The organism is Actinoplanes sp. NPDC026623 (assembly GCF_040638275.1).
GTDB lineage: Bacteria > Actinomycetota > Actinomycetes > Mycobacteriales > Micromonosporaceae > Actinoplanes.
Map to the genome: position 1 here is coordinate 1 of NZ_JBEZXZ010000122.1, position 26,845 is coordinate 26,845.

Genomic DNA, 26,845 nt, shown 5'->3' on the forward strand with positions numbered 1-26,845 from the left:
GCGCTGAAACGACAACTCGCGAACACCTTCGCCGCGACCATCACCGACCGGACACACCAAACCCACGCGTTCTTCCAACACCGCACCAACACCCAAAACCTGACCACCGCGGCACCCTGGACCTCGCCCTGGCTACCCGAGGGTTACGGGAAGGAGTTCTCGCCAGGGGCTTAGCAGGGAGCGACAGTGCTGCAATATCGGGCCGAGTTCGACGCCACCGTGACCTTCCGCAACGGCGGCGGCCTGCAGACGCAGGGATTCCGGGTGGACGTGCCGAACGCCGACGCGACCGAGGCGGAGATCTCCGCGCTGTTCCTGGCGGCCTGCCGGCTGCTGCTGGTCGACCGCGTGACGCTGAGCGGCGTGCGGATCTTCGCCGAGCCGCACCTGGGCACCCCCGGCGGGCCGTCCGAGCCCGGCCGGCGCTGGGTCGAGCTCAGCCACGTCATCTCCGCGGGCATGACCACGTACCCCGGGCTGCCCGTACCCGAGATCACGCCGCACCTGACCCGCGAGGCCTCGCGCGGGATCTACGCGCCCGGCACCGAGTTCGCGATCGACCGGATCAGCATGGTCGGCAACACCGGCACCTACCTGGACAGCCCGTTCCACCGCTACGACGACGGCACCGACCTGGCCGGCATCCCGCTGGAGCGCCTGGTCGACCTGCCCGCGATCGTCGTCCGCACCGTCGGCAGCGGCGTGCGCGGCGTCGGCGTCGAGGAGCTGGAGAGCCTCAACGTCGCCGGCCGCGCGGTGCTGCTGCACACCGGCGGCGACGCACACTGGGCCACGCCCCGTTACGCGGTCGACGCGCCCTACCTGACCGGCGCCGGCGCGCGGTGGCTGATCGACCACGGTGCCGCGCTGGTCGGCATCGACGCGGTCAACATCGACGACGCCACCCCGGCGGCGGGCGGTGCCCGTCCGGCGCACACCTCGCTGCTCGGCGCCGGGATCCCGATCGTCGAGCACCTGACGGGGCTCGCGGGCCTGCCGCCGACCGGCGCCCGGTTCACCGCGGCGCCGCCGCGGGTGGCGGCGTTCGGGACGTTCCCGGTCCGAGCGTACGCGTCGGTCCCCGCGAGCGAGCCGCACGGCCTCGGGCCGGCGGGGCGGCTGCCGGCGTCCGGGGCCTGAGGCCCGGGCCGGTCGCGCCGCGCGGTGTCCCCCGGGTGCCGGTCTCCTCCGCTTGGGTGGGATTCGGGGAAATCGTGCATAACGGCAGCTACCGTGTCGATGATGACCGTGTGAGCTTCGATCCCGGAGGACGTCGATGACCGACCTGGAGGCGGGCCCGCTGAAGGTGCAGAGGCCCGGCACTCCCGGACTGACCACGCCGACCGAGATCGGGGTCGCGCGCGCCGCCGCGCTGTTCGAGCGGGTCGACCCCGCCGCCGCCGCGGCGCACCTGGAACCCGTGCTCGCCGCCGACCCGGACTCCGCGGCCGGCTGGATCCTGATGGCCCGCATCCGGCTCGTGCTCGACCAGGTGGACCCGGCGCTGGAGGCCGCGAACCGCGCCATCGCCCTGGCGCCGGAGGATCCCCGCCCGCTCGGGATCGCGAGCCGCGCGCTGACCCTGCTCGGCCGGCACGACGAGGCCGTCACGATGGCCTACCGCGCGGTCATCGTCGAGCCGAAGAACCCGCTCTGGCACGACCGGGTCGCCTGGTCGCTGCTCGCCGCCGACCGCCAGTACGCGGACGCCGAGCAGGCCGCCCGCACCGCCGTCGGGCTCGAGCCGAACGAGGCGCACTACTACTTCACGCACGGCGTCACCCTGGACGCGCTGGGCCACGCGGACCAGGCCCGTCAGGCGTTCCTGCTCTCGCTGCGGCTGGAGCCGGAGAACCCGGTCGCCCAGCACCGCCTCGCCGTCCTGAACGGGGAGAGCGTGCGCGCGCCGGAGAAGCGCAAGCGCGGCTGGAAGATCTTCGGCAAGCGCGAGGGCGGCGCGGACGCGCCGACCCGCCCGGAGGAGTTCCTGCCCTGAGAGCCTCGGGCTATCGGGTGTATGCCAGCAGGTCGAGACCCCTGAGCGCCGACGGCTCCCTGGCCTGCACGAGCAGCGTGAAGTCCGGGGCGAACAGCCAGAGCCGGTTCTTGCCGCGCTTCTGCGAGCGGACCAGCAGGTTGCCGTCCGGGTCGAACACCGCGCCGATGATCTTGCCGGTGACGGGCAGGTCGACGATGTCACCGGTCACCGTGTCCAGGATCGCGTCGGCGGGAGCCTCGGCCGGCTCCGTCGCGGCGGCCGGCTCGAGCTGCACGGACACCAGACTGCCGGTCGCGTCGACACTGACCGGGACGCACGCGGCCCGGCCGTCCGTCCCGCTCTGATCCGGCACCGGGGTGCCCGAATCCGCTGTCGTGCCGGCCACCTCGAGGCCGCAGTCCGACGTCGCGTAGACAAGCGTGGTGCCATCGCCGGACCAGCGGAAATGCCGGCCATCGAGGCCCTCGGAGAGCGGGTCCAGCCGGCCGGTGGCCACGTCGAGCACGCCGGGCTCGGCAGCGTCGATGAGCAGCCGGCCGCCCTCCGGAGACCACGCGGGCGGCTGCGCGCCGGAGGTCGTTCCCGCGTAGACCTGCCGCGGATCGTCGCCGTCCGTGTCCACCACCATCAGCGCCCCGTCGTTCACGTAGGCGATCCGGGAGCCGTCCGGCGATACGCCGGCCGAGGAGTAGGCGCCAGACAACACGGTCGACGATTCCCCCGTGCCGGTCAGCCGGACCAGGCGCCCGTCGTCCTCGCCCTCGTCGTCTCCGGCGTAGAAGATCTGGCCGGGCAGGTCGCCCAGCGCGGTCGATCGCGGAGAGCTGGAGCTGTGCGGGCGTGGCCGGTGCGCGCCGAAGGACCTGTTGCCCGTTTCCCCGCCCTGCGAGGTGGCCGCCGCGGACGCCGCCGGAATCACCGGCGCCGAGGCCGACGGGCCGACGGGGGCGGCCGCGGTCGGGGGCGCCGGCTCGGCCCCCTTGGGCAGCCGCCACAGGCCGCTGCCCAGCAGGGCCAGGGCGAGCACCGCCGCCGTCGTGCCGATCGCGGCCTCCCGGCGGCCGATCCTGCGCGACCGGATCAGCGAACGCTCGTAAAGGTCGGCGGGGACGACCACGTCGGCGAGCTCGCGCAGCTCCTCGTGCAGCGGATTGGGACTGGTCACCGCCCGGCCTCCTGGACGTCGGCGAGCGTGCGCAGGTCGGGCACGAGCAGGCGCAGCCGGTCGAGGGCGCGGCCGCACTGGGTCTTGACCGTGCTGACCGAGACGCCGAGCATCTGCGCGGCCTCCGCCTCGGTGTGGTCCTCGAAGTAGCGCAGCACGATCACCGCGCGCTGCTTCGGGCTGAGCGTCGCCAGGGCGCGTTGCAGGGTGATCCGGCGGACCGCGGCCTCGGCGGGATCGTCGACGCTGCCACCGTGTCGCTCCAGACCGTCACCGGGCAGCGCCTCGGCGACCTTCGGCCGCCGCCAGAAGGAGACCTGGGCGTGGTACATGACCTTGCGGGCGTATGCCTCGGCGTTGCTCGGCCGTTCCAGCCGTGACCAGGCCCGATGGGTGCGTGCCAGCGCCTCCTGCACGAGGTCCTCGGCGAGGTGCTGGTCGCCGGTCAGCAGGAATGCCGAACGCAGCAGGGCATGGGAACGCTCACGAACGAAATCCGCATAAGCGAAATCGCGAGCATCATCCATTCTCGGCTGTCCGATCGGCGTGCGGAAAGAGCCGTGATCGTACAGCTTGCGGTCAATCACCGCTTCTGCGGTCACGGGTCTGCTCGCTTCGCCGACTACGTAGGAAAGCGCCAGCCGGTGCCCCCCGTTACATCGGCACCGGCTGCCGCCGTACGCAGTCAATGACGCGAATGGATCGGCGGGCGGACGACGGTCCTTTCGGTCGATTCGCGGTGGCCGAACGGCCTTCATGATCCGGAACGTTTCCGGCCCGGCCCCGCGTCTTGCGCACCCGTGCGGCGCGGCGCCGGGAATTGAGGAAGGCGCGATACGCGGCCGTTGACAGTAGGTGATCTCGTCGGTACAACGGATCCACCAATAACTCGATCGGGCCGGTGGACGCGATGCACGCACCGCAGCTACACCGGCTTCCCGGCTTTCCGCCGTGCTACGTGGACGAAGCCGCCGAGGCCCGGCGGTGATCCGCACCGTGCTGCTGGGCGGCCGCGGCGGGCTGCACCTGCGGGCGGCCTCGCGGATCGCGGCGGCGGCGGCGCTGCAGCCGGTGCCGGTCACCGTTCACACCGTGTACCACCCGGCGGTGCCCGCCGACAGTGTCCTCTCGCTGCTGGGCCTGGGCGCGTTGTGCGGCACGGAGCTGATCCTTGAGGCGTACGGGAGGGGCGCGGACGTGGCGCTGGAGAACCTCGCGGTGCTGCTCGCCGCCGACCCCGACGTCGCCCGTGCCTGACCTGCTGCGCGGCCTCGGCGTGAGCGCCGGCACGGCCACCGGGCCCGCGTACCGGCTGGCCGATCCGCCCCGGCTGCCCGCGCCGCGGCCGGTGACCGACCCGGATCGCGAGGTGGACCGCGCCCTCGCCGCGATCGACGCGGTCGGCGCCGAGATCGGCCTGCGCGCGGCGGCCGCCGCCGACGAGGTCTCCGGGGAGATCCTGCGGGTGCAGGCCGCGCTCGCCGTCGACCGGGTGCTGCGCGACGGCGTCGCGACGGCGGTGCGCAATGGACACGAGGCGCCGCACGCGGTCGCCGCGGTGCTCGCCGAGCACCGCTCCTCGCTGCTCGCGGCCGGCGGGCGGCTGGCCGCGCGCGCCGCCGACCTGGACGACCTGCGCGACCGGGTCGTCGCGCACTGCCTGGGCGTGGCCATGCCGGCGCTGCCCGCGCCGGGCTGCCCGTTCGTGCTGGTCGCGGTCGACCTGGCCCCGGCCGACGCGGCGCTGCTCGACCCGGCGCTGGTGCTCGCCGTCGTCACCTCGGCGGGCAGCTTCGTCAGCCACACCTCGATACTGACCCGGGTCCGCGGCCTGCCGACGGTGGTCGCCTGCGGTGGCGCGCTGGAGATCCCGGACGGCACGACGGTCACGGTCGACGGCACCACCGGCCGGGTCACGGTCGGCGCGTCCGGCGACCAGGCCCCGCCGCCCGCGCCGCCCCCGGCGCCCGCCGGTGACCATCGGGGGCGGACCTCCGACGGGCACCGGGTGGCGCTGCTGGCCAACATCGGCAGCGCCGCCGAGCTGGACGGTGCCGCCGTCGAGGGCATCGGGCTGTTCCGCACCGAGCTGCTGTTCCAGCACCATGTGGACCCGCCGACGCTGGCCGAGCAGGCGGGCGCGTACGCGGAGGTCTTCGCCGCGATGCCGGACCGCCAGGTCATCGTCCGCACCCTCGACGCCGGCTCGGACAAGCCGCTGCCGTTCCTGCGCGAGCACGACGAGCCGAATCCGGCGCTGGGCCTCCGCGGGCTGCGCGTGGCCCGCCGCCGCGGGGACATCCTGCGCACCCAGATCGCGGCGATCGCCGAGGCGGCCCGGCGGTGCACGGCCCGGGTGGCCGTCATGGCCCCGATGGTGACGACCGTGGCGGAGGCCGCCGAGTTCACCGCGCTGTGCCGCGACGCCGGGTTGTCGACGGTCGGCGTGATGATCGAGGTGCCGGCCGCAGCCGTCCGCGCCGCCGAGATCCTGCAGACGGTCGACTTCCTCAGCGTCGGCACCAACGACCTGAGCCAGTACACGTTCGCGGCCGATCGCAGCAGCGGTGAGCTCGCGGACCTGCTGGACCCGTGGCAGCCGGCGCTGCTGTCGCTGATCGCCCTCTGCGCGGCGGCGGGCGCGGCCGTCGGCCGCCCGGTCGGGGTCTGCGGCGAGGCGGCGGCGGATCCCGCCTTCGCGGTGGTGCTGACGGGCCTCGGCGTGAGCAGCCTGTCGATGTCGCCCGCGGCGATACCGGCGGTCCGGGCGGCGCTGGCCGCGCACACAGTGGACGAGTGCCGGGCCGCGGCCCAGCGGGCGCTCGCCGCGGGGTCACCGGCGGCGGCCCGGGCGGCGGTCACCCGGGTCTGACCGGCCACTGACCGGGGCGGCCGGCTCGGCCCGCCGGGGTTCACGCCAACGGGGGATTAGTCCGAACGTCTCCCATGATCGACCGACCCTCCTAGCCGATTGCGGGAATCTCGAAATGGTTCACAAGTAATAATTCGGACATGTTATTTCGTCGCCTAGCCGTCTCCGCGATCCTCGCCGGGACCTTCATCGGGACCGTTCACGCCCCGGCAGCGGCCCGTCCGCAGACCGCAGACCGACCCGCCACATCGGCGCCGGCCCGCAGCACGGCGGTGCGGGCGGCCGGCCACCGGGCGGCGATCAGCGCCGGAAGGATCGTCGCGTGGTACGCCTTCGACGGCGGACGGTCCAGTTTGATCGCCGACGACTCCGGCAACGGTCACACGCTGCGTCTGGTCGCCGGCAACGGCGGCACCGTGCTCGCCGTGCACCACGGCAGCGGCGGGGCGGTGCGCTTCCCGGCCAAGTGCACCACCGGGCGCTGCCCGCACGCCGCGCTGCAGAGCCCGAGCGCCGCCAACCTCAACCCGGGCACGAGGCCGATCTCGTACGGCGCCATGGTGCTGCTGTCCCCGGGCCAGACCACCAAGGGCCAGAACATCCTGCAGAAGGGCTACTCGGCGACCAGCAGCCAGTACAAGCTGCAGGTCGACGGCGTCGCCGGGCGGGCCAGCTGCGTGCTGGTCGGCGCCCAGCCGGGGATCAAGCTCGTCACCAGCTCCGTGCCGGTGGCGGACGGCAGCTGGCACGCCATCGAGTGCCGCCGCCGGGCCGGGGCCCTGACCGTGCTGGTCGACGGCGCGGTCCGCGGCAACCGGGTGATCTCCGAGGGGCTGTCGGTCGCCAACAACCGCCCGCTCAGCCTCGGCGGCAAGGGCGCCTACCCGGACAACGACCAGTTCCAGGGCATCCTCGACAACGTCTGGGTGCGCATCGGCTAGGCCGAAGGCCGCAGCCCGGTCCACATTGCGGAGACCAGCTCCCCGTCCGCGGTGTCACCCGACAGCTCCCACGCGAAGGCGCCGCCGAGGCCCCTGCCCCTGGCGTACGCCATCTTGGTCCCGATGGTCCCGGGGGTGTCGTAGCCCCACCACCGGCCGTCGCAGAAGGCGATGGCGGTGCCGCCCGCTGTCCCGGTGGGCGGGCAGGTCTCGCGCAGCACGGCGTAGTCCTCGATGCCCTTCTCGAAGCTGCCCGGCGCCGGCCCGCTCGCCCTGCCGCCCGGGCCGGCCTTGCCGACCCCCGTCCAGCCGCGGCCGTAGAAGCCCACCCCGAGCAGCACCTTCTCCGCCGGAACGCCGAGACCGAGCAGCGCGGTGATCGCGGCATCGGTCGTCGCGGTCTCGCGCGGAATGCCCGGGTACGCGGTCAGCGGCGAGTGCGGCGCCGTCGGCCCGGTGCCGGCCCCGGTGCCGAAGAAGTCGTAGGTCATCGCGCCGAGCCAGTCCGCGGGGCGGGCGGCGGCCGCATAGTCGGTGGCCTTCAGCTTGCCGAGGTCGCCGGGCACCGCGGCGGTGACCAGCGCCGCCGGCCCGAACTCGGCGCGCAGCGAGGTGAGCAGGGCCGGCAGGGCGCCCGGCCCGCTGGCGTCGCAGACCAGCCCGCAGGCGTTCGGGTACTCCCAGTCGATGTCGATGCCGTCGAAGACGCCGGCCCAGCGGGAGTCGGTGAGCAGCCGGTGGCAGGAGGCGGCGAAGCCGTCCGGATCGCGCGCGGCCTCGGTGAAGCCCTTCGAGCCGGTCCAGCCGCCGAACGACCAGATCACCTTGAGCCGCGGGTGCGCGGCCTTGAGCTTGCGTAGCTGGCCGAAGTTGCCGCGCAGCCCGCCGGGGGTGTCGGCGATCCCGTCGACGCTGTCCGCCGCCGCGATCGGCCTCTCGAAGTCGGCCCAGCTGTCGCTTGTGGCGCATCCGCCGTCGTCGAGCTTGCCGAACGCGTAGACCAGATGGGTGAGCCGGTCGGCCGCGACGTCGCGGACCTGGAAGTTGCGCCCGTATACGCCCCAGTCGGTGAAGTAGCCGACCACCCGCTGCGGTGCGGCCGCGACCGGCGGCGCGGCGGGCGGCGGCGCGGGTGGCGACGACGAGTCGCAGGCGGCGGCCGTCAACAGCACGGCCGACAGAACGAGGGGTACGACCCGCATGCGGGCCTCCCGGTCCCATCGCCGAGCCACGAACCTATCGTGACGCGGCCGGGGACGGCGCCTGCGTTAGCCCGATCGTGTAGTCCTCGATCGTGTAGCACTCCTCGTCGTCGACGGCGCTCGACGACGGGTCGATGGCGATCTTCGTGGGGTGGGCGTCGAACGGGTCCCGCTCGAGCACGACCTCGTCGGCGCCCTGGCGCCGCGCGGTCTCGGCCTCGGTCTCGAGCTGCTTGAGGGTGGGCACCAGGTCGGCCAGGCGCAGCATCAGGGCCCGGCGGGCGGAGTCGTCGAGGCCCGCGGCGTGCACCACCTTGTCGTCGACGACGGTGACCTGGAAGCGGCCGATCAGCGCCCGTTCGCCGCACTCGGACTCGAGGGTGAAGCCGTACTTGGCCGGCACCGCCCAGGTGGCCGGGGCCTCCCGCATCACGCTGGGCTGCTCGCCGGCGCACGCGCCGGAGAGCACGAGCAGCGCAATGCCGGGCAGAACGGTCCTGATTCGCACGGTGTCCTCCACGGAGTCGACGCTATCGGGGTCCGACGCGGTCGGCGCGGTGCCGGTTCCGCCCGGAGTGGTGAATGGCGTTGGCCGCCTCGGGCGCGCGGCCCGGCCCGGCTGTGCGATCGTTTTCCGGTGGCCGTAAGCACTGGGGGGAGCCCGCGGGGTCGCCGGGAGGCGCTACGCGCGGTCTTCGCCTGGCCGCGGGTGGTCGACCGGGCCCGCGCGGTCATCCGCAGCGCGGCGACCACCTTCTTCGTCCTGAGCTTCACCCTGTGGCTGATGCCCGGCGTGCGCAGCACGGACGTGCTGGACACGCTCGGCCTGGTGGTGCTCGTCGCCGCCGTCGGCGCGGTGCTGCGGCCCCTGCTGCTGGCCGGCGTCGTCGCGCTGGGCGGCTGGGGCGCGATGCTGCTCGGCGTGGTCGCCCAGGTCATGGTGATGGTGGTGGCGCTGGAGCTGGACCCGTCGAAGCGGCTCAGCGGCTGGCCGACCGTCGGCTTCGCGGCGGTGCTGGCCGTGGTGTGCGCGGCGATCCTGGACTGGATGGTCGACAGCGGCACCGAGGACACCTTCGTCAAGGAGGCCCGGCGGCTCATGCGCGGCATCCGCCGGCGCCAGGCCCGGCAGACGGGCGGCCGCCTGATCACGCTGCGCCGGCCGCCGCCGGGCACCGAGCCGGGCCTGCTGATGGTGCAGCTCGACGGGGTCAGCGAGCCGGTGCTGCGCTGGGCCGTACGCGCCGGCAACCTGCCGACCATCGGGCGCTGGTTGCGCGCGGGCACGCACGCGATGCGCGGCTGGCACACCGGCCTGCCGTCGACGACGCCCGCCTCGCAGGCCGGCATCCTGCACGGCGCGTCCCAGCAGGTGCCCGGCTTCCGCTGGTACGAGAAGCAGGACGGCCGCCTGATCGTGTCGAACCGTCCCCGCGACGCGGCGATGATCGAGCGGCGGTTCTCCGACGGCAACGGGCTGCTGCGCGACGGCGGCGTCAGCATCGGCAACGCGTTCTCCGGCGACGCGGTGATCAACCTGCTCACCGTCAGCCACGCGGCCCTGCCCGGTCGCTCGGCCCGCGGCTGGGCGGCGTTCATGGCCAGCCCGTTCGGCTTCACCCGGGCGCTGGTGCTCGGCGTCGGCGAGGTCTTCACCGAGCTGCACCAGGCCCGGCTGCAGCGCCGCCGCAACCTGCAGCCCCGGGTGAGCCGGTCCGGGGCCTTCCTGGCCCTGCGGCCCGCGTCGATGCTGCTGCGCGACGTGAACATCTCGCTGATCGCCGAGCAGATGGCCCGCGGCGCGCCGGCTGTCTACTGCGACCTGGTCGACTACGACGAGGTGGCGCACCACGCCGGCCCGGCCCGGCCCGAGTCGATGCGGCAGCTGGAGAGCCTGGACCGGATGCTCGGGGTGCTCGAGCGGCTGGCGCCGGAGGCCGCCCGCCGCTACCGCATCGTGATCCTCTCCGACCACGGACAGAGCCAGGGTGCCACCTTCCGGCAGCGGCACGGCGAGACCCTCGACGAGGTGGTCGAGCGCTTCTCGGCGCCGGACCGGGCGGACGCCCCGGCGGCCCCCGCCGAGCAGGAGGCGACCGACGAGCCGGACTTCCCGCCCTCGCCGGTGGCCCCGCTGCTGGTCGTCTCGTCGGGCAACCTGGCGCTGATCTACCTGACCCGCTTCCCGGAACGGCTCGACCGGGCCCGGATCGACCGGGAGTACCCGCAGCTCATCGCCGGCCTGGCCGGGCACCCCGGCGTCGGGCTGGTCGTCGTCGACGACGACGGGCCGGTGGCGGTCGGCGCCGCGGGCGTGCACCGGCTCGCCGACGGCACCGTCGAGGGCGCGGATCCGCTGCTGCCGTACGGCCCGCAGGCCCGCGCCGACCTGCTGCGCCACCAGCGGTCGGCGCACGTCGGCGACCTGGTGCTGATCAGCTCGGTGGACCCGGTGACCGACGAGGTGGCGGCGTTCGAGGAGCTGGTCGGCTCGCACGGCGGCCTCGGCGGCTGGCAGACCGACGCGATGCTGGTGCATCCGGCCGACTGGCAGATCACCCACGGCGATCTCGACGGGCCGGACGCGGTGCACCGGCAGCTGGTCGAATGGCTCGAGCTGCTCGGCCTGCGCGCCCGGGTGCCGGCCGCCCGCGAACTCGTCGACGGCGCGGCGCCGGAGCTCCAGGGATTTGCTCAGGCACCGAGCTATCACGACGGCGGGGCGGCGAGACTTTCCCCGAGCCGGGACCGTTAGACAAATGTGAGTTCCCTCCGATTTGCGCGTAATACCCTGCTGGCCCTCGGCGTGGTCGCCGCCGTCGCCGCGACGGCCGGGACCGGGCCCGCCCAGGCGGTCGGCTCCAGCCCGGCGAAGGCACCGCTCTTCAACGGATCCGTGTACGCCATCGCGTACCGCGGCGACGCCGTCTACGTCGGCGGGTCGTTCACCAGCGTCGGATGGGGCGGGCGAACCTACGCGCGGCAGCGGCTGGCGGCGTTCGACGTGTCCTCCGGGGCGCTGCTCAACTGGCACCCGGCGGCCGACGCCACGGTTCGCGCCCTGGCGATCAGCGGCACCTCGGTCTACGCCGGCGGCGACTTCCATCGGATCTCCGGCGCCCGGCGCGACGCCCTCGCCCGCCTCGACGCGTCCACCGGCGAGGTCGGCACGTTCTCGCACGTCGTGACCGGGGCGCCGTACGCCCTCGCGATCGCCGCCGGCCGGCTCTACGTCGGCGGCAGCTTCACCGCGATCGACGGCCGGGAACGCCGCAACCTGGCCGCGTTCACGCTCGACGCCGGAGCGCTCGACGGCGGGTGGCGGCCCAGCGCCGACGACTCGGTGCACGCCCTGGCCGCGTCGGGCCCCCTGGTCTACGCGGGCGGCGCCTTCCACATGATCAGCGGAGTCGGCGGCACGCTGCGCCTGGCAGCGCTCTCCGGCCGCACCGGCGCGGTGTACCCCGGCTTCCGGCCGCGCGTGCAGGCCCAGGTCAACGCGCTCGCCACCGACGCGGGCGGCGTGTACGCGGCGACCGGCGGCCAGGGCGGCCGGGCCACCGCGTACACGAGCCTCGGCGCGGTCCGCTGGACCCGGCTCTTCGACGGCGACGCCGTGGCCATCACCTCGCTGGGCGGCACGGTCTACGTGGGCGGCCACTTCGACCGGGCCTGCCTGACCGACAGCAACGGGGTGCACGGCGCCTGCACCGGCGGCGGCGTCGACCGGGTCAAGCTCGCGGCGATCGACGGCCGCGGCGCGCTCACCGACTGGGCGCCGCGGGGCAACGGGGTCATCGGCGTCCGCGTCCTGACCGTCGACCGCGCCCACGCCGTAGTCGCGGCCGGCGGCGACTTCACCACCATCAACGGCGAACCCCGAAAGCGCCTGGCGTTTTTCAGTTGAGCTTCGTCGCGGGTCATGATGGGCGGCATCATGACCACGGTTACGACGTTGGGGGTGCTGGCCGTCGATGGGCGGCCGGTGCGGGGCGAGCGGCTGGCCGCGCTGGTCCGTGAGCTGATCGAGGCTCGGGGGCGGGCGGTGCACCCGGCCGCGCTCGTCGAGGCGGTCTGGCAGGGCGATCCGCCGGACGGCTCCGCCGGTGCGCTGCAGGCCCTGGTGTCCCGGGTGCGGCGGCTCGGCCTGCCCGTCGAGGCGGTTCCCGGCGGCTACCGGGTGCCCGCCGACCGGGTGGACGTCGACGCGGTGGCCGTACGTGAGTCGATCGAGCGGGCGCGCGCCGCGCTGCGCCGCGGTGACGCCGCGGCCGCGCGCTCGGCCGCCGACGCGGCCCGGGCCCGGTTCCCGGAGACCCCCGACCTCGCCGCGGGCGCCCGGCTCTTCGCCGACGTCGCCGCGCTGCGGGCCGAGGCGGCGCTGGCCGGGGCCGGGGCGTTCGACGAGGACGACCTGCGCCGGCTCGTCGCGCATCCGCCCCCGGACGAACCGGCCGCCGCGCTGCTCGTGCGGGTGCTCGCCGCGCAGGGTCGTGACGCCGAGGCCCTGGAGGTGGTCGAGCGGTTGCGGGCCGAGCTGGCCGACCGTTACGGCGCGGATCCGTCCCCGGTGCTCGCCGAGGCGCATCTGGCCCTGCTGCGCGGCGAGCTCAGGGCCGCGCCCGCGCCGCGCCCGGCGGCCGCCGCGCTGCCGCCCGGCTGGCGGCGACCGGCGGCCCCGCTGGTCGGGCGGGAGCACGACGTCTCGGCCGTCGCCGCCGCGCTCGCCGGGGCGCCGCTGGTGACGGTCGTCGCGCCCGGCGGTGCGGGCAAGACCCGGCTCGCCGCCGAGGTCGCGCGCCGCGCGACCGGCCCGGTGCGGGTCAACGTTCTCGCCGGCGTGCGCGCGCCGGACGGCGTGCTGCCGACGGTCGTCGCCGCGTTCGGTGGCGCGGACACCGCGCCCACCGCACCGGGGGTGAGCCTCGAACGGCGCGTGCTGGGCCCGCGGGAGCGGCTGCGGGAGATCGCGGCCGAGCTCGACGGCCTCGTGGTGCTGGACAACTGCGAGCACGTCCTGGACGCCGCCGCGGACGTCATCGCCGATCTGCTCGCCGCCGCCGCGCCCGAGGTCGCGGTCCTGGCCACCAGCCGGGCCCCGCTCGGGCTGGCCGGGGAGGTGGTGCACCGTCTGGCCGCGCTGCCCGACGCGGAGGCGCTCGGCCTGCTGCAGAGCCGGGCCCGGGCCGGCGGCGCGGTGCCGACCTGGGACGAGCGGCGTGCCCTCGCCCTCTGCCACCGGCTGGACAACCTGCCGCTCGCCCTGGAACTGGCCGCGGCGCGGCTGCGGTCCATGCCGATCGACGACGTCCTGGCCGGGCTCAGCGACCGGTTCGCGCTGCTCGACGACGCCCTGCGCGGGCTGCCGGAGCGGCACGCGAGCCTGTGGGCGATGGTCGACTGGAGCCGCCGGCTGCTCGCTCCCGGCGATCGTGAGCTGCTGCAGCGCCTCGCGGTCATCCCGGCGCCGTTCACCGCGGACCTCGCCGCCGCGGTCGCGGGCGAACCGGACGTCCGTCGCGGGCTGGCCAACCTGGTCGAGCAGTCGCTGCTGAGCCTCGAGGGCGACGGCGGGGCGCCGCGCTACCGGATGCTCGAGACCGTCCGGGAGTACGGCGAGGCCCGGCTGAACGCCGCCGGCGACCGGGAGGCGGCCTCGGCCGGCCTGGTCGGCTGGGCCCGGCAGGAGGCGATCGGGCTGGCGCGGCGGTACTTCGGCGACGACCAGCTCAGTGCGTTCGCCCGCTGCGCCGCCGAGCAGGAGAATCTCGTGGCCGGCCTGCGCCTGACGGTGGCCGCCGATGACGAGGTCGCGGGGATCGACATCGCCATCGCGCTGTTCCACCTGTGGAGCGTGCGCGGCCTGCACCTCGAGGTGACCGGCTGGGCCGCCGGGCTGCTGCACGCCGACGACCCGGGGGCCCGGCTGCGCTCCGCGATCACGGCCGGCGCGGCGGCCGGGCGCCCGCTGCCCGACGCCGACCGGCTCGCCTGGTTCTGCCTGATGGTGGGGGTGAACGCCGGCATCACCGGGCCGCTGCGGGTCGCGGCCCTCGCGGGGCGGGCGCTGGACCGGCTCCTCACCGAGCGGCCCGGCGAGGTCTCCGCCCGGCTGAAGGCGCTCGCCTGCGCCGTGCCCGCCTTCGACCGGCTCCGGATGGACACCGACGGTGGCGGCGCCGAGAGCCTGATCGCGTACCCCGACCCGTTCGTGCAGGGCTTCGGCCTGTTCCTGCGGTCGGTGTTGCAGGCGACCGGCGGGATGCCGACGGGCTCGGTCGCGGACGCCGAGCTGGCGTACCGGCGTTTCGAGCAGGCCGGTGATCACTGGGGGATGGCGATGTCCGCCCAGGTCGTGGGGCACTCCGCCGGCTCCGGCGGCGGCGATCGGGCCATCGAGTGGCTGGAACGCAGCGTGCGGCACATGGAGCTGGTCGGTGCCAAGCAGGACGCCCGCTCGATCGGGGTGCTGCTGCACGTGCGGCGGGCGCTCAACGGCGACCCGGACGCCGAGCGGCGGCTGCGGGAGCTGGCGGCGTCCGTCCCGGACGGCGAGGCCGGCGCCGACTTCGACGGCGACGTCGTGCAGGCCTACCTGGGCCTGGCCCACCTCGCCTGGCAGCGCGGGCGCTACGAAGAGGCGCTCCGCTACGGCGACGCGCTGGACCGGATCGCCCCGCTCGCTGAGCGCCTGCCGCGGCGGCGGGTCGCGTTCCGGGTCGAGGTCGCGGTCCTGCACCTGTGGGTGGGCGAGGCCCTGCCGTCGGCCCGGGCCCGGGCGTCGGCCCGCGCGGTCGAGTCGCTGGCGATCGTCCGCGACGAGGCGCTGGCCACCAACGAGAGCCCGCCCCTCGGCGCCTGGGCGCTCGGCGGCGCCGAGTTGGCGGCGTTCCGCGGCGACCGGGAGAGCGCCCGCGAGCTGTGGGCGCTCGGCATCGCGGCGGGCGCCGACGCCGGCATCGTGTTCCCGTACGGGGAGGGCGCGCGGCTGGCCGCGATCCTCGGCGACCAGGAGCAGCGCCGGGAGTTGCTCGCCGCCGGGCCGGGAAGGCAGGCGGCCGCCATCAGCGCCCGGGTCCGGGAGCTGATGGGCGGCCTGCTCGCCAAGCCCTAGGCTCAGACCTTCTTCCGGTACGCGCGCAGCGCCAGCGGCATGAACACCACGACGAAGCCCGTGCACCACGCCAGCGTCCACCACACGTGGTTGTTCAGCGGCGTGCCGAGGAACAGCCCCCGCATCGCGCCGACGAGGTGGCTCAGCGGGTTGATCTCGACGAACCCCTGCATCCAGCCGGGCAGCGTGGCCGTGTTGACGAAGACGTTCGAGGCGAAGCTCAGCGGCATGATCGCGGCGAACATGATGCCCTGCACCGCGCCCGGGGTGCGGACCTTCATCGAGACGAAGACCGGCAGCCAGCTCAGGCAGAGCGCGAAGAGCACCGCCAGGCCGCAACCGGCGAGCGCGCTCAGCGGGTCGGTGGTGATCCGGAAGCCCATCACGTAGCCGATCGCCAGCGTGGAGACGGTGACGATCACGTACCGCACGATGTCGCCGAACACCGCGCCGAGCAGCGGCGCCGAGCGCGGCACCGGCAGCGACCGGAACCGGTCGAAGATGCCCTTGGCGATGTCGGTGTTGAGGTTCACGCCGATCGCGATGCAGCCGGTCGCGATGGTCTGCGCGAGGATGCCCGGCAGCAGGAACTGCAGGTAGTCGTGTGTGGATCCGGCGACCGCGCCGCCGAAGATGTAGACGAAGATGACCAGGAACAGCACGGGCTGCAGCGTCACGTCGATGAGCGCCTCGGGCGTGCGCGCGGTCTTGATCAGGCTGCGTTTGGCGAGGGCGAGGGAGTGCCGCACGAGCCGGAACGGCCGCGGGTTCGGGGTAACCGTCGTGGGCAGGACCGGGTTGCCGGTCCGGGAAGCGCCGAGAGTCGTGGTCACGCCGCCACCTCCTTGGTCTTGGTCGTGTCGTCCTCGGCGGCGGTCCGCCCGGTGAGGGTGAAGAAGACCTCGTCGAGGCTCGGCAGGTGCAGGGCGAGCTCGGTGACCGCGACCCCCGCGGCGGCCAGCCGGGCGACGGCCTCGGTCATGGCCTGGTCGTTGGTGACCGGCACGGCGAGCATGCCCTTGCGGATCTCGTCGGCGGGCGCGCCCGAGGAGACCTCGGAGAGGATCGCCGCGGTCAGCCGCAACTGCGACGGATCCGACGGGCGTACCTCCAGCGTCTGGCCGCCGACGACCCGCTTGAGGCCCTCGGGGGTGTCGTGCGCGATGACCCGGCCGTGGTCGATCACCGTGATCTTGTCGGCGAGCGCGTCCGCCTCCTCCAGGTACTGCGTGGTCAGCAGCACGGTCGAGCCGCTCTTGACGAGCGTGCGGACGACGTCCCACATGTCCTCGCGCTTGGCGGGGTCGAGACCGGTCGTCGGCTCGTCCAGGAAGATCACGTCGGGGGAGCCGACCAGGCTCGCGGCCAGGTCGAGGCGCCGGCGCATGCCGCCGGAGTAGGTCTTGGCCTGCCGGCCCGCCGCGTCGGTGAGGTCGAACCACTCGAGCAACTCGGTGGCCCGCCGGCGGGCGCCGGCCCGGCCGAGGTCGAGCAGGGTGCCGAAGAGTTCCAGGTTCTGCCGGCCGGTCAGGTCCTCGTCGACCGAGGCGTACTGGCCGGTCAGGCCGATCACCTGGCGGACCTTCTCGGCCTCCCGGACGACGTCGAAGCCGCTGATGCGCGCGCTGCCCGCGTCGGGGTTCAGCAGGGTGGAGAGGATGCGTACGGCGGTGGTCTTGCCCGCGCCGTTGGGACCGAGAACGCCGAGCACGGTCCCCCGGGGCACGGCGAGGTCGACGCCCTGCAGGGCCTTCGTCGACCCGAAGTGCTTGACGAGGCCCTCGGCCTCGATCACCAGATCAGCTGTCATGCGTCCAATCGTGCGCGACCCCGCTGACACGGCACCGACACGGCGCCTACACGGCCCTCTTCGCGGCCTGACGCTGGAGGACATTCCAGTACCTACCGGGCGCGACCCGGGCCAGTATGTCGGCCATCCGGGCCACCCAGGTGATCACCAGCCGGGGTTTGCGGGTCCGCACCGCCGCGATGATCAGCTTCGCCGCCTCCTCGGGCGGCATGGTCAGCGAGGTGCGGGTGAACTCGGCGGCCCGGGCGGCCTGGCTGCCGTCCGGGTCGGCGACCGTCAGCCGGGCGCTGGTGGCGATGTTGGTCCTGATGCCGCCGGGGTGCACCACCGTCACGCCGACCGTGCCGGCCAGCTCGTGCCGCAGCGCCTCGGAGAAGCCGCGGACGCCGTACTTGCTGGTCACGTAGGCGACCTGGGTGGGCGGGGCGATCAGGCCGAAGAGGCTGGAGATGTTGACGACGTGTGCGCCGGGGCGGCTCATCAGCTGCGGCAGGAACGCCTTCGTCATCCGGATCACCGCGTGCAGGTTGATCTCCATCAGCCAGTCGAAGTCGGCCATGCTGACCTCGTCGAACGTGCCGGTCAGCGCCACACCGGCGTTGTTGATCAGCAGGTCGGCGCCGCCGTGGCGGGCGGCGACCTCGGCGGCCAGGTCCAGCCGGTCGCCGCCGTCGGAGAGGTCGACCACGTGGGCGCTGGCCTCCTTCGCCCCGCTCTCGCGGGCCTGCCCGGCGATCCGTGCGAGGCCCTCGGCGTCCCGGTCGACAAGCGCGAGGACGGCACCGCGCCGGGCCAGGTCGAGCGTCAGCGCGGCACCGATGCCGCTGGCCGCACCCGTGATGACACACGTGCGTCCGGCGAATACGAATCGATCCACGATCATGCTCCCGTTCCGGTTCGAGCGAACCTCATGTCGCCGTCGTCGATGCGGCTCAGCCGCATCCGCGGCAGGTCGAGCAGGTAGTTGTTGCGCATCCGCCAGGCGCGGCGGTCGCTCTGCCGGGGCAGTATCGCCGCTGCCCGCCGGACATAGCCAGAGTCGAGATCCATCAGCGGCCGGCCGGTGTCGCGGGCCGCCGCCGGAAGCACCGGGGTGGCGGCGTCGATCCGGTGCCGCGCCATGTAGTTGAGCAGCCGGCACACGTACCGGGAGGTCAGGTCGGCGCGCAGGGTCCACGAGGCGTTGGTGTAGCCAACGCACCAGGCGAGGTTGGGCAGCCCGTCGAACATCATGCCCTTGTAGACGTGCAGGTCGGGGGAGTGGATCTCCCTGCCGTCGACGGTCAGCGCGATCTCGCCGAAGGTCACCATCGTCAGGCCGGTCGCGGTGACGATCACGTCGGCGGGCAGGTGCTCGCCGCCGGTCAGCCGGATGCCGTCCTCGGTGAAGGTGTCGATGGTGCCGGTGACCACCGAGGCCCGGCCGGATCGCATCGCGGCGAACAGGTCCCCGTCGGGCACGATGCAGAGCCGCTGGTCCCACGGCCCGTACCGGGGGACGAAGTGCGGATCCATCGGCACGTCAGCGGGAAGCTGCTTCGCCACGCCCTGCCTGAGCGCCTTCGCCACCCGCTCCGGCCAGCGCCGCGACGCCTGGTAGAGCGCCCAGGCGAGGAACACGTTGCGGGCGCGGACCAGGCGCGGGCTCAGCCGCTTGACGGCGCCCTCCCCGGTCGGCAGGGCCAGCAGGTAGCTGGGGGAGCGCTGCAGCATCGTCACGTGCGCGGCCCGCTCGGCCATCGCGGGCACCAGCGTCACGGCGGTCGCCCCGCTGCCGATGATCACCACCCGCTTGCCGGCGTAGTCCAGGTTGCCGGGCCAGTGCTGCGGGTGCACGGTCGCGCCGGCGAAGCCGCCCCGCCCCGGAAAGTCGACCTCGTGGCCGCTTTCGTAGCGGTAGTAGCCGGTGCACACGTACAGGAAGGAGCAGGTCCACTCCTCGCCGCCGGCCGTGCGCACCGTCCAGCGGGCCTCGGGCGTCGACCAGGCCGCGCCGACCACCCGCCGGCCGTAGCGGATCTGCTTGTCGATGCCGTATTCGGCGGCGGTGTCGCGCAGGTAGTCGAGGATGGTCCCGCCCGCCGCGATCGACTCCGGCTGCCGCCAGGGCCGGAACGGGTAGCCGAGCGTGAACATGTCGGAGTCGGACCGCACGCCGGGGTAGCGGAAGAGGTCCCAGGTGCCGCCGCTGGCGTCACGTGCCTCGAGGATGGCGTAGCTGCGGCCCGGGCACTCGGTCTGCAGCCGGTAGGCCGCGCCGATGCCGGACAACCCGGCACCGACGACGAGTACCTCTACGTGCTCGGTCATTCCTGGATTATCGGGCCTGGGCAACCCGGCGGCGATCCTGCCGTCAGGCCCGGGCCTTTTGCGGTTCCGGTGCGGCGGCCGCGCGGGCGCGGCGCTTGCGGACGTGCCGGATGTGCAGCCAGGCATAGCCGCCGACGACGATCACCACCGCGGCCATCGCCCAGTACCGGTACTCGTGCACCTGGTCGATGATCTCCACCAGATGGGTGCCGAGCAGGTACGAGACGGTCGTCCACCAGCCGACCCAGAGCGCGGCGCCGATGGTGTTGTAGAGCAGGAAGGTCCGCCACGGCATCGCGGTGATGCCGGCGATCACGCCGTTGAGCTGCCGCAGACCGTCGATGAAGCGGGCGACCACCACGATCCGGTTGCCGCGCCGGGCGAAGAACCGCTCCGCGCGTTCCAGGCGTGCCGGGGTGATGAAGATGTACTTGCCGAAGCGGTGCACCGCCCGGCGGCCGCCGCGCACCCCGATCCAGTAGCCGATGTTGTCGCCGAGCACGGCCGCCACGAAGGCGATCGCCGCGACCGCGAAGATGTCCAGCCTGCCCCAGCTCGAGTAGATCGCCGCGGCGATCATGATCGTCTGGCCCGGCGCGGGCACGCCGAAGCTCTCCACCCCGATGACGCCCGCGACGGCCAGATAGCCCCATCGGTCCAGGATGGGCGCCACGGCGTGCAGGAAGCTGGGTAGATCGTCCGCGGGGGGCATGGGCTGAACGATCTCCCGTCATCGTGTGGGGCTCGTGCCCCGACGTCACACGGTAGCCACCCGCGGGCAACACCGACGTGGGGGTGCCCCGGCGAATTCTCGCCGGGGCACCCCACATCCCGCTTGCGGCCAAGGGCCGCGACCGGCCCGCCGTCAGTTCTGTGGAGGTGCGTCACCCGGGCCATTTCCCCAGGTCAGGCTGGGTGTGGTTGCCAGGGTGAAGCTGAGCCTGCCGCCGGTGGAGATGGTGCTTGCCGGCAGCCAGCTCCGGGTGGTCGTTTTCCCGTTCAGGGTCAGTTTCCGTATGTAGATCGCCTTACCATCGGTGCGCGGAGCGGTGATCCTTAGGTTTCTGCCACTCGCCAGGTGGACGACCGCGCGGGGGAACAGCGGCGTGGTGAGCGCCAGCTCCGCGCGGGTCGGCACGGTCGGGTAGAGGCCCAGCGCGGAGAAGACGTACCAGGCGCTCATCGTGCCCGCGTCGTCGTTGCCGGGGATGCCGCCCGTCGAGTTGCTCCACTTGCCATCGATGATCGCCCGCACCGTCTCCTGCGTCCGGTACGCGGCGCCGAGATAGTTGTACGTGTACGGCGTCTGGATGTCGGGCTCGTTGGTCGCGTCGAACCGGGTGCTCTTGGTGGCGCTCAGGTCGAACGTGCCGTCCGGGTTGCGGAAGAACGCGTCGAGGCGCTCGATCGCGGCCTCGTCGCCGCCCATCGCCGCGGCCAGCCCGACGACGTCGGAGTAGACCATCCAGGTGTACTGCGCGCTGCTGCCCTCGACGAAGCCCGCGCCGGTCGACGGGCTGAAGCCCTCGGCCCAGTGCCCGTCGGCGTAGCGGTCGCGCATCCAGCCGACGAAGGCGCCGTCGGCCGGCACCGGTGTCGCGACCGCCGGGTCGGCCAGCTCCAGCTCGGCGAGCTGCACGATGGGCGCGCCGCCGTTGGCGGTGACGTTCAGCCGGTACCGGCTGAACGGCCGCGGGTCGGCGACGGTGTACAGCCGGGTCTCGCCGCGGGCCTCGAACGTCTGGCCGGTCTGGGTGTCGAGGTCCGTCCACGTGCTGCCGTCGGTCGAGCCCTGCAGCTGCCAGTCCTTCGGGTCCCGCGCCGGCACGTCGTTCGCCGAGGTCAGCGCGTACCGCTCGACCGTCAGCGGCGCGGCCAGAGCGGCCTGCACCCAGCCGGTGTTCGCGAACGTGAGCCACTTCGTGCCCTTGTCGCCGTCGAAGACCTGGGCCTTGCCCTCGCCGGGCGGGTTCTCCGCGCTGGCGGTGATCTCGGTGATCCGCTCGCGGATGTTGTGCTCGAGGCCCGGGTCGGCCCGGGCCTCCGGGTCGAAGACGTTGCGCCAGTTGTGCGAGCGGCGCAGGAACTCCGCGTGGTTGTCCTTGTCGCCCAGCGCCTTGGCCAGCTCGGCGATGCCGTAGTCGGCCGCCGCGTCCTCCAGGGTCTCGGCCGCCCCGCCCCAGCAGTGGCAGTCGTCGGCCGGCACGTAACCCAGCGAGAGGTACCTGTCGAGGGACGGGCGCTGGCCGACGCACTCGACGTTGCAGCCGGCGTCGCTGGAGTCGTTCGCGGTCGGCACGGTCGCCGCGTGCACCAGCGATTCGTAGGCGCCCCGGACGTCGAAGTCGCGGGCGCCGAAGGCGTACATGCCGGCCACGGCGGCCGCCGACGGGTCGCCGGACATCACCGCGGTCTTGCCGTGCTGCAGCAGCCAGCGGTCCCATTCGCCGTCGCGCTGGGTGGCGTAGTTGAACAGCGACTGGGCATAGTCGGCGGCCATCTTCGGGTCGAGCAGGGCGAGCAACTGCACCTGGGCGCGGTAGACGTCCCAGCCGGAGAACGTCCCGTACTGGGCCGCCTGGCCGGTGGACAGGTCGTGTGCCGCGCCGTCGGCGCCCTGGTAACGACCGTCGACGTCGCTGGTCAGGGTCGGTTCCAGCATGGCGTGGTAGAGCGCGGTGTAGAAGGTCGTCGTCTGGTCCTCGGTGCCGCCGCCGATGCCGATCTTCTTGAGCCGGTGCGACCAGGCCCTGCGGGCCCGGGCCCTGATCGCCTCGAAGGTCAGCCGCTTCGGCGATTCCTTCGCCAGGTTGGCCCTCGCGCCGTCCAGGCTCACGTACGAGACGGCGACGCGCATCCCGACGCTGGTGGTGCCGGGCGCGAACGACACGTAGCCGCCGGAGCCGTGGCCCGGGTTCGGCCGCCCGGTGGCGCTGTAGCCGCTGCCGCCCTCGGCGTCGGTGCCGCCCGGTGTCAGCGTCGCGTCCTTCCAGGTGCCGGTCGCGGCGAACGGCTGATCGAGCGTCGCGACGAAGTGCAGCGTGTAGTACGCGTGCGAGTTGTCGGTGCTCTGCGGGCCGCAGAAGTTGCCGGCGCTCACCGAGCCGCTGACCGTGCGCGTCGCCGGGTCGAGGTGCACGGTGGCGGCCTCGCTGCCGGTCTCCGACATCGAGGTGCGGAACAGCAGGCCGGCCGGCTTGCCGGCGGGGAAGGTGAACCTGCCGAAGCCGGTACGCGGTGTCACGGTCAGCTCGGCGCCGGCCCCGCTGTCCAGCCCCACCCGGTACCAGCCGGGCTCGGCGGCCTCGTTGGCGTGCGAGAACGTGCTGGCGTAGACGGCGTCGGTGGCGTCCGCGGTCGGCGACGTCGTGATGTCACCGACGTGCGGCATGATCGGGATGTCGCCGTTCGCCCCCGAGCAGCCGACCCCGCTGAGGTGGGTCAGGCTGAGCCCGCGGATCCGGGTCGCCGTGTATTGATAGCCGCCCGGCGCGGGCGTCGAGACCTGGTTGCCGCGCGAGGTCTGCGGGCTCCAGGCCAGCATCCCGAACGGCGTCACCGCGCCCGGATAGGTGTTGCCGAGGTTCGTCGTGCCGATGAACGGGTTCACGTATGCCGCGGGGTCCGCGACCAGTGCGGTCGGCGCGGCCTGGGCGGTCGAGCCCGCCGGCACGGCCAGGAGCACACCCGAGAGTGCGGCAACGGTACGGAATCCAAGCATGCACTTCCCCCTGATGACATCGATGTCATGCCCCATCGGAGTCAGCCTGTATTGACGAATCCCGATGTGTCAACCCCGTCGGCCGTAGGTTGGGCCGGCGCGGCCGCGGGTTCTTCCCGTTCGGGCGCCTCGGGGGCGGCAGGTGGCGCGCGCCACACCGGGACGCCAACGGGAGGGGGGATTGAACTACCGAACACCGAGATCCGTTCTCTGTTGGGAATGTCGTGAGGAGGGCTACGTCTTGTCTGGTTCGGTACGCGAAGCACTTGTCGCCCGGTTCCGCCGTGCTCCGAAGGCGGAGACGGTGGCGGAGTCCGAGCCGAATCCGGACCCGGAGACGGCAGCTGCCGAACCGAAGCCGGACGCCGACGCGGCGGCCGGGGCCAATCCCGGCACCGTGACGGTGGCCGAGCCGAAGCCGGACGCCGAGCCAGTGGCCGAGCCGAAGCCGGACGCCGAGGCGGCGGCCGAGCCGGAAACGGTGGCAGTGGCGGCGGCGGAGGAGGCTCAGCCCGTTCGGGTGCGCGGCCGCTTCCGGCGGGTCGCTGGGCAGGTGCTCACCGGGTCGGCGATCGCGCTGGTCTTCCTCGCGCTGATCATGCCCAACGTTCTCGGCCGGATGGACAATCCCGGCACCTACCTGCGCCTGCCCATCGAACTCTTCGTCGCCGTGGGCCTGGTCGTCTGGCTGCCCGGCCGGTGGAAGCGGATCGCCGCGGGCGTGCTCGGCGCCGGGCTCGGCGTGCTGACCGTTCTGAAGATCGCCGACATGGGCTTCCACGAGACCCTGAACCGGCCGTTCGACGTGATCCTCGACTGGATCCTCCTCGACGACGCGCAGTCCTTCCTCAAGGACGCGATCGGCGACGCCGGCGCCGACGGCGTGCTGGTCGGGCTCATCGTGCTGATCGTCGCCGTCCTGGTGCTGATGAGCCTCGCGGCCATGCGGATCACCAGGGTCGCCGCCCGCAACCGCCGGGTCTCCGTCGGCACGGCCCTCACGGGCACCGCGGTCTGGGTGGTCATGCTGCTGCTCGGCGTGCAGACCTTCCAGATCCCGGTGGCCGCCCGCAGTTCGGCGCTCTACGTCTTCGACAAGGCGAGGGCCGTCCGGACCAGCCTGTACGACGACGAGGAGTTCGCCAAGCAGGTGGCGAACGACCCCTTCGCGAACACCCCGGGCGACCAGCTTCTGACCGGGCTGCGGGGCAAGGACGTCTTCTTCACCTTCATCGAGAGCTACGGCCGCGGGGCGATCGAGGACCCGAAGCTGTCACCGGGCCCGGTCGCGGTGCTCACCGAGGGCTACGAGAACCTGAAGAAGTCCGGCTACGCGGCCAAGAGCGGCTTCCTCACCTCGGCGACGTTCGGCGGCGGCAGCTGGCTGGCGCACTCCACCACCCTGTCCGGCGTGTGGACCAACAATCAGCGGCGCTACCGCAACCTCATGGCGAGCGACCGGATGACCCTGCCGATGGCCTTCAAGAAGGCCGGATTCGAAACGATCAGCGTGATGCCGGGCGCCGTCAGGGCCTTCCCGGAGGGCCGCTTCTACGGCTACGACCGGGTCTTCGACTCGCGCAACACCGGCTACGTCGGCCCCAAGTTCGGCTGGTCGCCGCAGCCGGACCAGTACACCCTGTCCTGGTTAGAGAAGAACGTGCACGGGCCCGCGCACGCGCCGATGATGGTCGAGATGCCGCTGGTGTCGAGCCACACGCCGTGGGCGCCGCTCCCGCAGTTCATCGACTGGGACGACGTCGGCGACGGCTCGGTCTACAAGCAGATCCAGAAGGAAGGCAAGAACGCCAAGACGATCTGGAAGGACCCGGCGAAGGTCCAGCACGAGTACTCGCGGTCCGTCCAGTACTCGCTGACCGCGATCACCGACTGGCTGGACCGGTACGGCGACGAGAACACCGTCATGGTCATCCTCGGCGACCACCAGGCCTCGAAGATCGTGACGGGCGAGGGCGCCAGCCGCGACGTGCCGATCGTCATCCTCGCCAAGGACAAGAAGGTGCTGGACAAGGTCTCCGACTGGGGCTGGTCCGACGGCCTCAAGCCGGACCCGGCGGCCCCGGTCTGGCGGATGGACCAGTTCCGGGACAAGTTCCTGACCGCGTTCGGCCCGTCGGGCGGCGCCAACCAGGCGCTCGCCCCGCCTCGGCGCTAGCTTTCCAGCACGGCCCAGCCGGCGGCGGGCAGGATCACCGTGGCGTCCGGTGTTCCCGCCGCCCTCAGCTTGGCGTCGCCGTTCAGGATCCGTTTCCCGTACGGCACGGGAAGCTCGGCGGGGGCGGCGCCGACGCTCAGGGCCACCAGCAGCCGCCCGCCCGAGCCAGCCGCCTCGTAGGCGAACTGCTCGTTGGTGAGGTGCACCGTGCTCGTCCTGGCGCGGTGCAGCCAGGGGTGCCGCCGGCGTAGCCCGATCAGCTCCTGGTGCAGGTGGTAGAGCGGCCGGCCGTACGGCGCGAGGCCGCCCGGACCGGCGGGGAACGGCGGCCGGACCGCGTCGTCGCCGTGCTCGCGGTCCTCCTTGACGCCGGTGAAGCCCTGCTCGTCGCCCGAGTAGATCGAGGGCGTGCCGCCGACCGTGAGCAGCAGCGCCAGGGCGTGCGGCAGGTGGCGCTCGTCGGCGATCCGGCTGGCCAGCCGGGTCACGTCGTGATTGCCGACGAAGGTCTGCGGCACGAAGGTGTCCAGGAACGCGTTGTGCCGGTCCAGCGCCCAGCCGAGTTCGAAGAAGTTGCCCTCGTTGAGCGCGCTCCACACGGCCTTCCACAGCTCGTACTGGGTCACCGAGTCCACGGTGGAGCGGGTGACGAAGTCGCCGTAGTCGCCGTGGATGACCTCGCCCACCACGTACGCGTCCGGGAACTCGGCGCGGACCCGCGGCAGCACGGCGGCCCAGAACTCGGCCGGGACCGCGTACGCGGCATCCAGCCGCCAGCCGTCCGCGCCGCGGCGCAGCCAGTGGGTCATCACGTCGGCGACGTAGTCGGCGACGGCCGGCTCGAGGTGGTTGAGCGCGACCAGCGCGCCGTGCCCCTCGAAGGTCTCGTAGCGTGGTTCCCCGCCGTCGCCGGGCGGGCCGAGCCGGAACCAGTTCGCGGTCGGCGCGTCGCGGCCCTGCGCGAGCACGGCCTGGAAGGCGGCGTGGCCCCGGCCGACGTGGTTGAAGACGCCGTCGAGCAGCACCCGCAGGCCGCGGTCGTGTGCCGCGGCGATCAGTGCGTCGAATTCGGCGTCGGCGCCGAGCCGGGGGTCGATCCGGAGGTGGTCGACCGTGTCGTAGCCGTGCGTCTCGGACGCGAAGACCGGCCCGAGCAGGATCCCCGAGGCGCCGAGCTCGATGGCGTAGTCCAGCCAGTCGATGATCCTCGGCAGCCCGCCGCCGTCCCCGCCGGACGGGTACGCGCCGGTGAAGCCGAGTGGGTAGACCTGCCACCACACGGCGTGCTCGACCCAGCCGGGCTCGCTCACAGCATCAACTCGCTTCCTCGCCTGGTGAGCATACGCAGAACGCCGGCCCGAACCGGGCCGGCGTTCCACGCGTGCGGTGCAGGTCAGATGAGCTCGCTGGCCAGCTGCGACCGCAGTTTTGTCAGTGCCTTGGTGAGCAGGCGGCTGACGTGCATCTGGGAGATGCCGATCTGGTCGGCGATCTGGGATTGGGTGAGGTTGCCGTAGAAGCGCAGGGTGAGGATT

General features: G+C 73.3%; 21 protein-coding genes and 1 pseudogene. 10 read left to right on the top strand and 12 right to left on the bottom strand.

Going from position 1 to position 26,845, the window contains the following annotated elements:
- The 3 genes and pseudogenes from AB0F10_RS29355 to AB0F10_RS29365 all read left to right on the top strand — a co-directional run.
- Nucleotides 1–174, top strand: a pseudogene (locus AB0F10_RS29355) (IS630 family transposase); the annotation flags it as partial.
- 12 nt (nucleotides 175–186) lie between these two features.
- Complete coding sequence (locus AB0F10_RS29360) at nucleotides 187–1,140, top strand: cyclase family protein (protein ID WP_360631975.1); 954 nt, start codon at nucleotides 187–189, stop codon at nucleotides 1,138–1,140.
- 136 nt (nucleotides 1,141–1,276) lie between these two features.
- Nucleotides 1,277–1,996 carry a tetratricopeptide repeat protein gene (locus tag AB0F10_RS29365; RefSeq protein ID WP_360631978.1) on the top strand — a complete coding sequence of 240 codons (720 nt, stop codon included), beginning with the start codon at nucleotides 1,277–1,279 and terminating at the stop codon, nucleotides 1,994–1,996.
- A gap of 10 nt (nucleotides 1,997–2,006) precedes the next feature.
- On the opposite strand, the gene AB0F10_RS29370 is transcribed toward AB0F10_RS29365, so the two are convergent.
- Together AB0F10_RS29370 and AB0F10_RS29375 are read right to left on the bottom strand one after the other, a co-directional pair.
- Nucleotides 2,007–3,164 carry a hypothetical protein gene (locus AB0F10_RS29370; RefSeq protein WP_360631981.1) on the bottom strand — a complete coding sequence of 386 codons (1,158 nt, stop codon included), beginning with the start codon at nucleotides 3,162–3,164 and terminating at the stop codon, nucleotides 2,007–2,009.
- Nucleotides 3,161–3,691: a SigE family RNA polymerase sigma factor gene (locus AB0F10_RS29375; protein ID WP_360631984.1), complete on the bottom strand. Its 531-nt coding sequence runs from the start codon at nucleotides 3,689–3,691 to the stop codon at nucleotides 3,161–3,163. Before AB0F10_RS29375 ends, AB0F10_RS29370 begins: the two co-directional genes overlap by 4 nt.
- Nucleotides 3,692–4,148: 457 nt before the next feature.
- On the opposite strand from AB0F10_RS29375, the gene AB0F10_RS29380 reads away from it, so the two are divergent.
- The 3 genes from AB0F10_RS29380 (at nucleotide 4,149) to AB0F10_RS29390 (ending at nucleotide 6,977) form a co-directional block, all read left to right on the top strand.
- Nucleotides 4,149–4,421, top strand: coding sequence for an HPr family phosphocarrier protein (locus AB0F10_RS29380; protein WP_360631988.1), 273 nt, complete (start codon nucleotides 4,149–4,151; stop codon nucleotides 4,419–4,421).
- Nucleotides 4,414–6,036, top strand: a complete 1,623-nt coding sequence (locus AB0F10_RS29385) for a putative PEP-binding protein (RefSeq protein ID WP_360631991.1) — start codon at nucleotides 4,414–4,416, stop codon at nucleotides 6,034–6,036. Before AB0F10_RS29380 ends, AB0F10_RS29385 begins: the two co-directional genes overlap by 8 nt.
- Nucleotides 6,037–6,176: 140 nt before the next feature.
- Nucleotides 6,177–6,977 (top strand): LamG-like jellyroll fold domain-containing protein, encoded by an 801-nt coding sequence (locus tag AB0F10_RS29390; protein WP_360631994.1) that lies wholly within the window; start codon nucleotides 6,177–6,179, stop codon nucleotides 6,975–6,977.
- Here the strand turns inward: AB0F10_RS29390 and AB0F10_RS29395 are convergent.
- On the bottom strand, nucleotides 6,974–8,179 hold the full coding sequence (locus AB0F10_RS29395; protein WP_360631997.1) for a glycosyl hydrolase family 18 protein: 1,206 nt from the start codon (nucleotides 8,177–8,179) through the stop codon (nucleotides 6,974–6,976). The two genes, AB0F10_RS29390 and AB0F10_RS29395, sit on opposite strands and share 4 nt — an antisense overlap.
- A gap of 34 nt (nucleotides 8,180–8,213) precedes the next feature.
- Nucleotides 8,214–8,687, bottom strand: a complete 474-nt coding sequence (locus AB0F10_RS29400; protein ID WP_360632000.1) for a DUF6174 domain-containing protein — start codon at nucleotides 8,685–8,687, stop codon at nucleotides 8,214–8,216.
- A gap of 129 nt (nucleotides 8,688–8,816) precedes the next feature.
- On the opposite strand from AB0F10_RS29400, the gene AB0F10_RS29405 reads away from it, so the two are divergent.
- From AB0F10_RS29405 to AB0F10_RS29415, 3 genes are read left to right on the top strand one after another with little or no spacing between them, the layout of a single operon-like run.
- Nucleotides 8,817–10,934, top strand: a complete 2,118-nt coding sequence (locus AB0F10_RS29405; RefSeq protein ID WP_360632003.1) for an alkaline phosphatase family protein — start codon at nucleotides 8,817–8,819, stop codon at nucleotides 10,932–10,934.
- Between the two features lie 6 nt (nucleotides 10,935–10,940).
- On the top strand, nucleotides 10,941–12,086 hold the full coding sequence (locus AB0F10_RS29410) for a hypothetical protein (protein ID WP_360632006.1): 1,146 nt from the start codon (nucleotides 10,941–10,943) through the stop codon (nucleotides 12,084–12,086).
- A gap of 30 nt (nucleotides 12,087–12,116) precedes the next feature.
- Nucleotides 12,117–15,293 carry a BTAD domain-containing putative transcriptional regulator gene (locus AB0F10_RS29415; RefSeq protein ID WP_360632008.1) on the top strand — a complete coding sequence of 1,059 codons (3,177 nt, stop codon included), beginning with the start codon at nucleotides 12,117–12,119 and terminating at the stop codon, nucleotides 15,291–15,293.
- A 2-nt stretch (nucleotides 15,294–15,295) separates the two neighbouring features.
- On the opposite strand, the gene AB0F10_RS29420 is transcribed toward AB0F10_RS29415, so the two are convergent.
- The 6 genes from AB0F10_RS29420 to AB0F10_RS29445 form a co-directional block, all read right to left on the bottom strand.
- Nucleotides 15,296–16,126: an ABC transporter permease gene (locus AB0F10_RS29420; protein ID WP_360632011.1), complete on the bottom strand. Its 831-nt coding sequence runs from the start codon at nucleotides 16,124–16,126 to the stop codon at nucleotides 15,296–15,298.
- Nucleotides 16,123–17,103, bottom strand: a complete 981-nt coding sequence (locus AB0F10_RS29425; protein ID WP_360632014.1) for an ATP-binding cassette domain-containing protein — start codon at nucleotides 17,101–17,103, stop codon at nucleotides 16,123–16,125. The genes AB0F10_RS29420 and AB0F10_RS29425 overlap by 4 nt, the downstream gene beginning before the upstream one ends.
- Nucleotides 17,104–17,149: 46 nt before the next feature.
- Entirely contained in the window at nucleotides 17,150–17,980 is an 831-nt protein-coding gene (locus AB0F10_RS29430) for an SDR family NAD(P)-dependent oxidoreductase (RefSeq protein ID WP_360632017.1), read from the bottom strand.
- A 2-nt stretch (nucleotides 17,981–17,982) separates the two neighbouring features.
- Nucleotides 17,983–19,413 carry an NAD(P)/FAD-dependent oxidoreductase gene (locus AB0F10_RS29435; RefSeq protein ID WP_360632020.1) on the bottom strand — a complete coding sequence of 477 codons (1,431 nt, stop codon included), beginning with the start codon at nucleotides 19,411–19,413 and terminating at the stop codon, nucleotides 17,983–17,985.
- 43 nt (nucleotides 19,414–19,456) lie between these two features.
- Nucleotides 19,457–20,125 (bottom strand): DedA family protein, encoded by a 669-nt coding sequence (locus tag AB0F10_RS29440; RefSeq protein WP_360632023.1) that lies wholly within the window; start codon nucleotides 20,123–20,125, stop codon nucleotides 19,457–19,459.
- Nucleotides 20,126–20,278: 153 nt separating this feature from the next.
- On the bottom strand, nucleotides 20,279–23,134 hold the full coding sequence (locus AB0F10_RS29445) for a GH92 family glycosyl hydrolase (protein ID WP_360632026.1): 2,856 nt from the start codon (nucleotides 23,132–23,134) through the stop codon (nucleotides 20,279–20,281).
- Between the two features lie 241 nt (nucleotides 23,135–23,375).
- On the opposite strand from AB0F10_RS29445, the gene AB0F10_RS29450 reads away from it, so the two are divergent.
- Complete coding sequence (locus AB0F10_RS29450; RefSeq protein WP_360632029.1) at nucleotides 23,376–25,310, top strand: sulfatase-like hydrolase/transferase; 1,935 nt, start codon at nucleotides 23,376–23,378, stop codon at nucleotides 25,308–25,310.
- Here AB0F10_RS29450 and AB0F10_RS29455 read toward each other — a convergent pair.
- Nucleotides 25,307–26,620 (bottom strand): alpha-amylase family protein, encoded by a 1,314-nt coding sequence (locus AB0F10_RS29455; protein ID WP_360632031.1) that lies wholly within the window; start codon nucleotides 26,618–26,620, stop codon nucleotides 25,307–25,309. The genes AB0F10_RS29450 and AB0F10_RS29455 overlap by 4 nt on opposite strands.
- Nucleotides 26,621–26,703: 83 nt before the next feature.
- Nucleotides 26,704–26,845, bottom strand: a 142-nt coding sequence (locus tag AB0F10_RS29460) for a sigma-70 family RNA polymerase sigma factor (RefSeq protein ID WP_360632034.1), incomplete at its 5' end; no start/stop codon positions are given.

Excerpts from the sequence above, each read along its gene's own strand:
- AB0F10_RS29435 (WP_360632020.1), bottom strand. The coding sequence starts at position 19,413 with ATGACCGAGCACGTAGAGGTACTCGTCGTCGGTGCCGGGTTGTCCGGC.
- AB0F10_RS29440 (WP_360632023.1), bottom strand. The coding sequence starts at position 20,125 with ATGCCCCCCGCGGACGATCTACCCAGCTTCCTGCACGCCGTGGCGCCC.
- AB0F10_RS29375 (WP_360631984.1), bottom strand. The coding sequence starts at position 3,691 with ATGGATGATGCTCGCGATTTCGCTTATGCGGATTTCGTTCGTGAGCGT.
- AB0F10_RS29365 (WP_360631978.1), top strand. The coding sequence starts at position 1,277 with ATGACCGACCTGGAGGCGGGCCCGCTGAAGGTGCAGAGGCCCGGCACT.
- AB0F10_RS29395 (WP_360631997.1), bottom strand. The coding sequence starts at position 8,179 with ATGCGGGTCGTACCCCTCGTTCTGTCGGCCGTGCTGTTGACGGCCGCC.
- AB0F10_RS29425 (WP_360632014.1), bottom strand. The coding sequence starts at position 17,103 with ATGACAGCTGATCTGGTGATCGAGGCCGAGGGCCTCGTCAAGCACTTC.
- AB0F10_RS29390 (WP_360631994.1), top strand. The coding sequence starts at position 6,177 with ATGTTATTTCGTCGCCTAGCCGTCTCCGCGATCCTCGCCGGGACCTTC.
- AB0F10_RS29415 (WP_360632008.1), top strand. The coding sequence starts at position 12,117 with ATGACCACGGTTACGACGTTGGGGGTGCTGGCCGTCGATGGGCGGCCG.
- AB0F10_RS29445 (WP_360632026.1), bottom strand. The coding sequence starts at position 23,134 with ATGCTTGGATTCCGTACCGTTGCCGCACTCTCGGGTGTGCTCCTGGCC.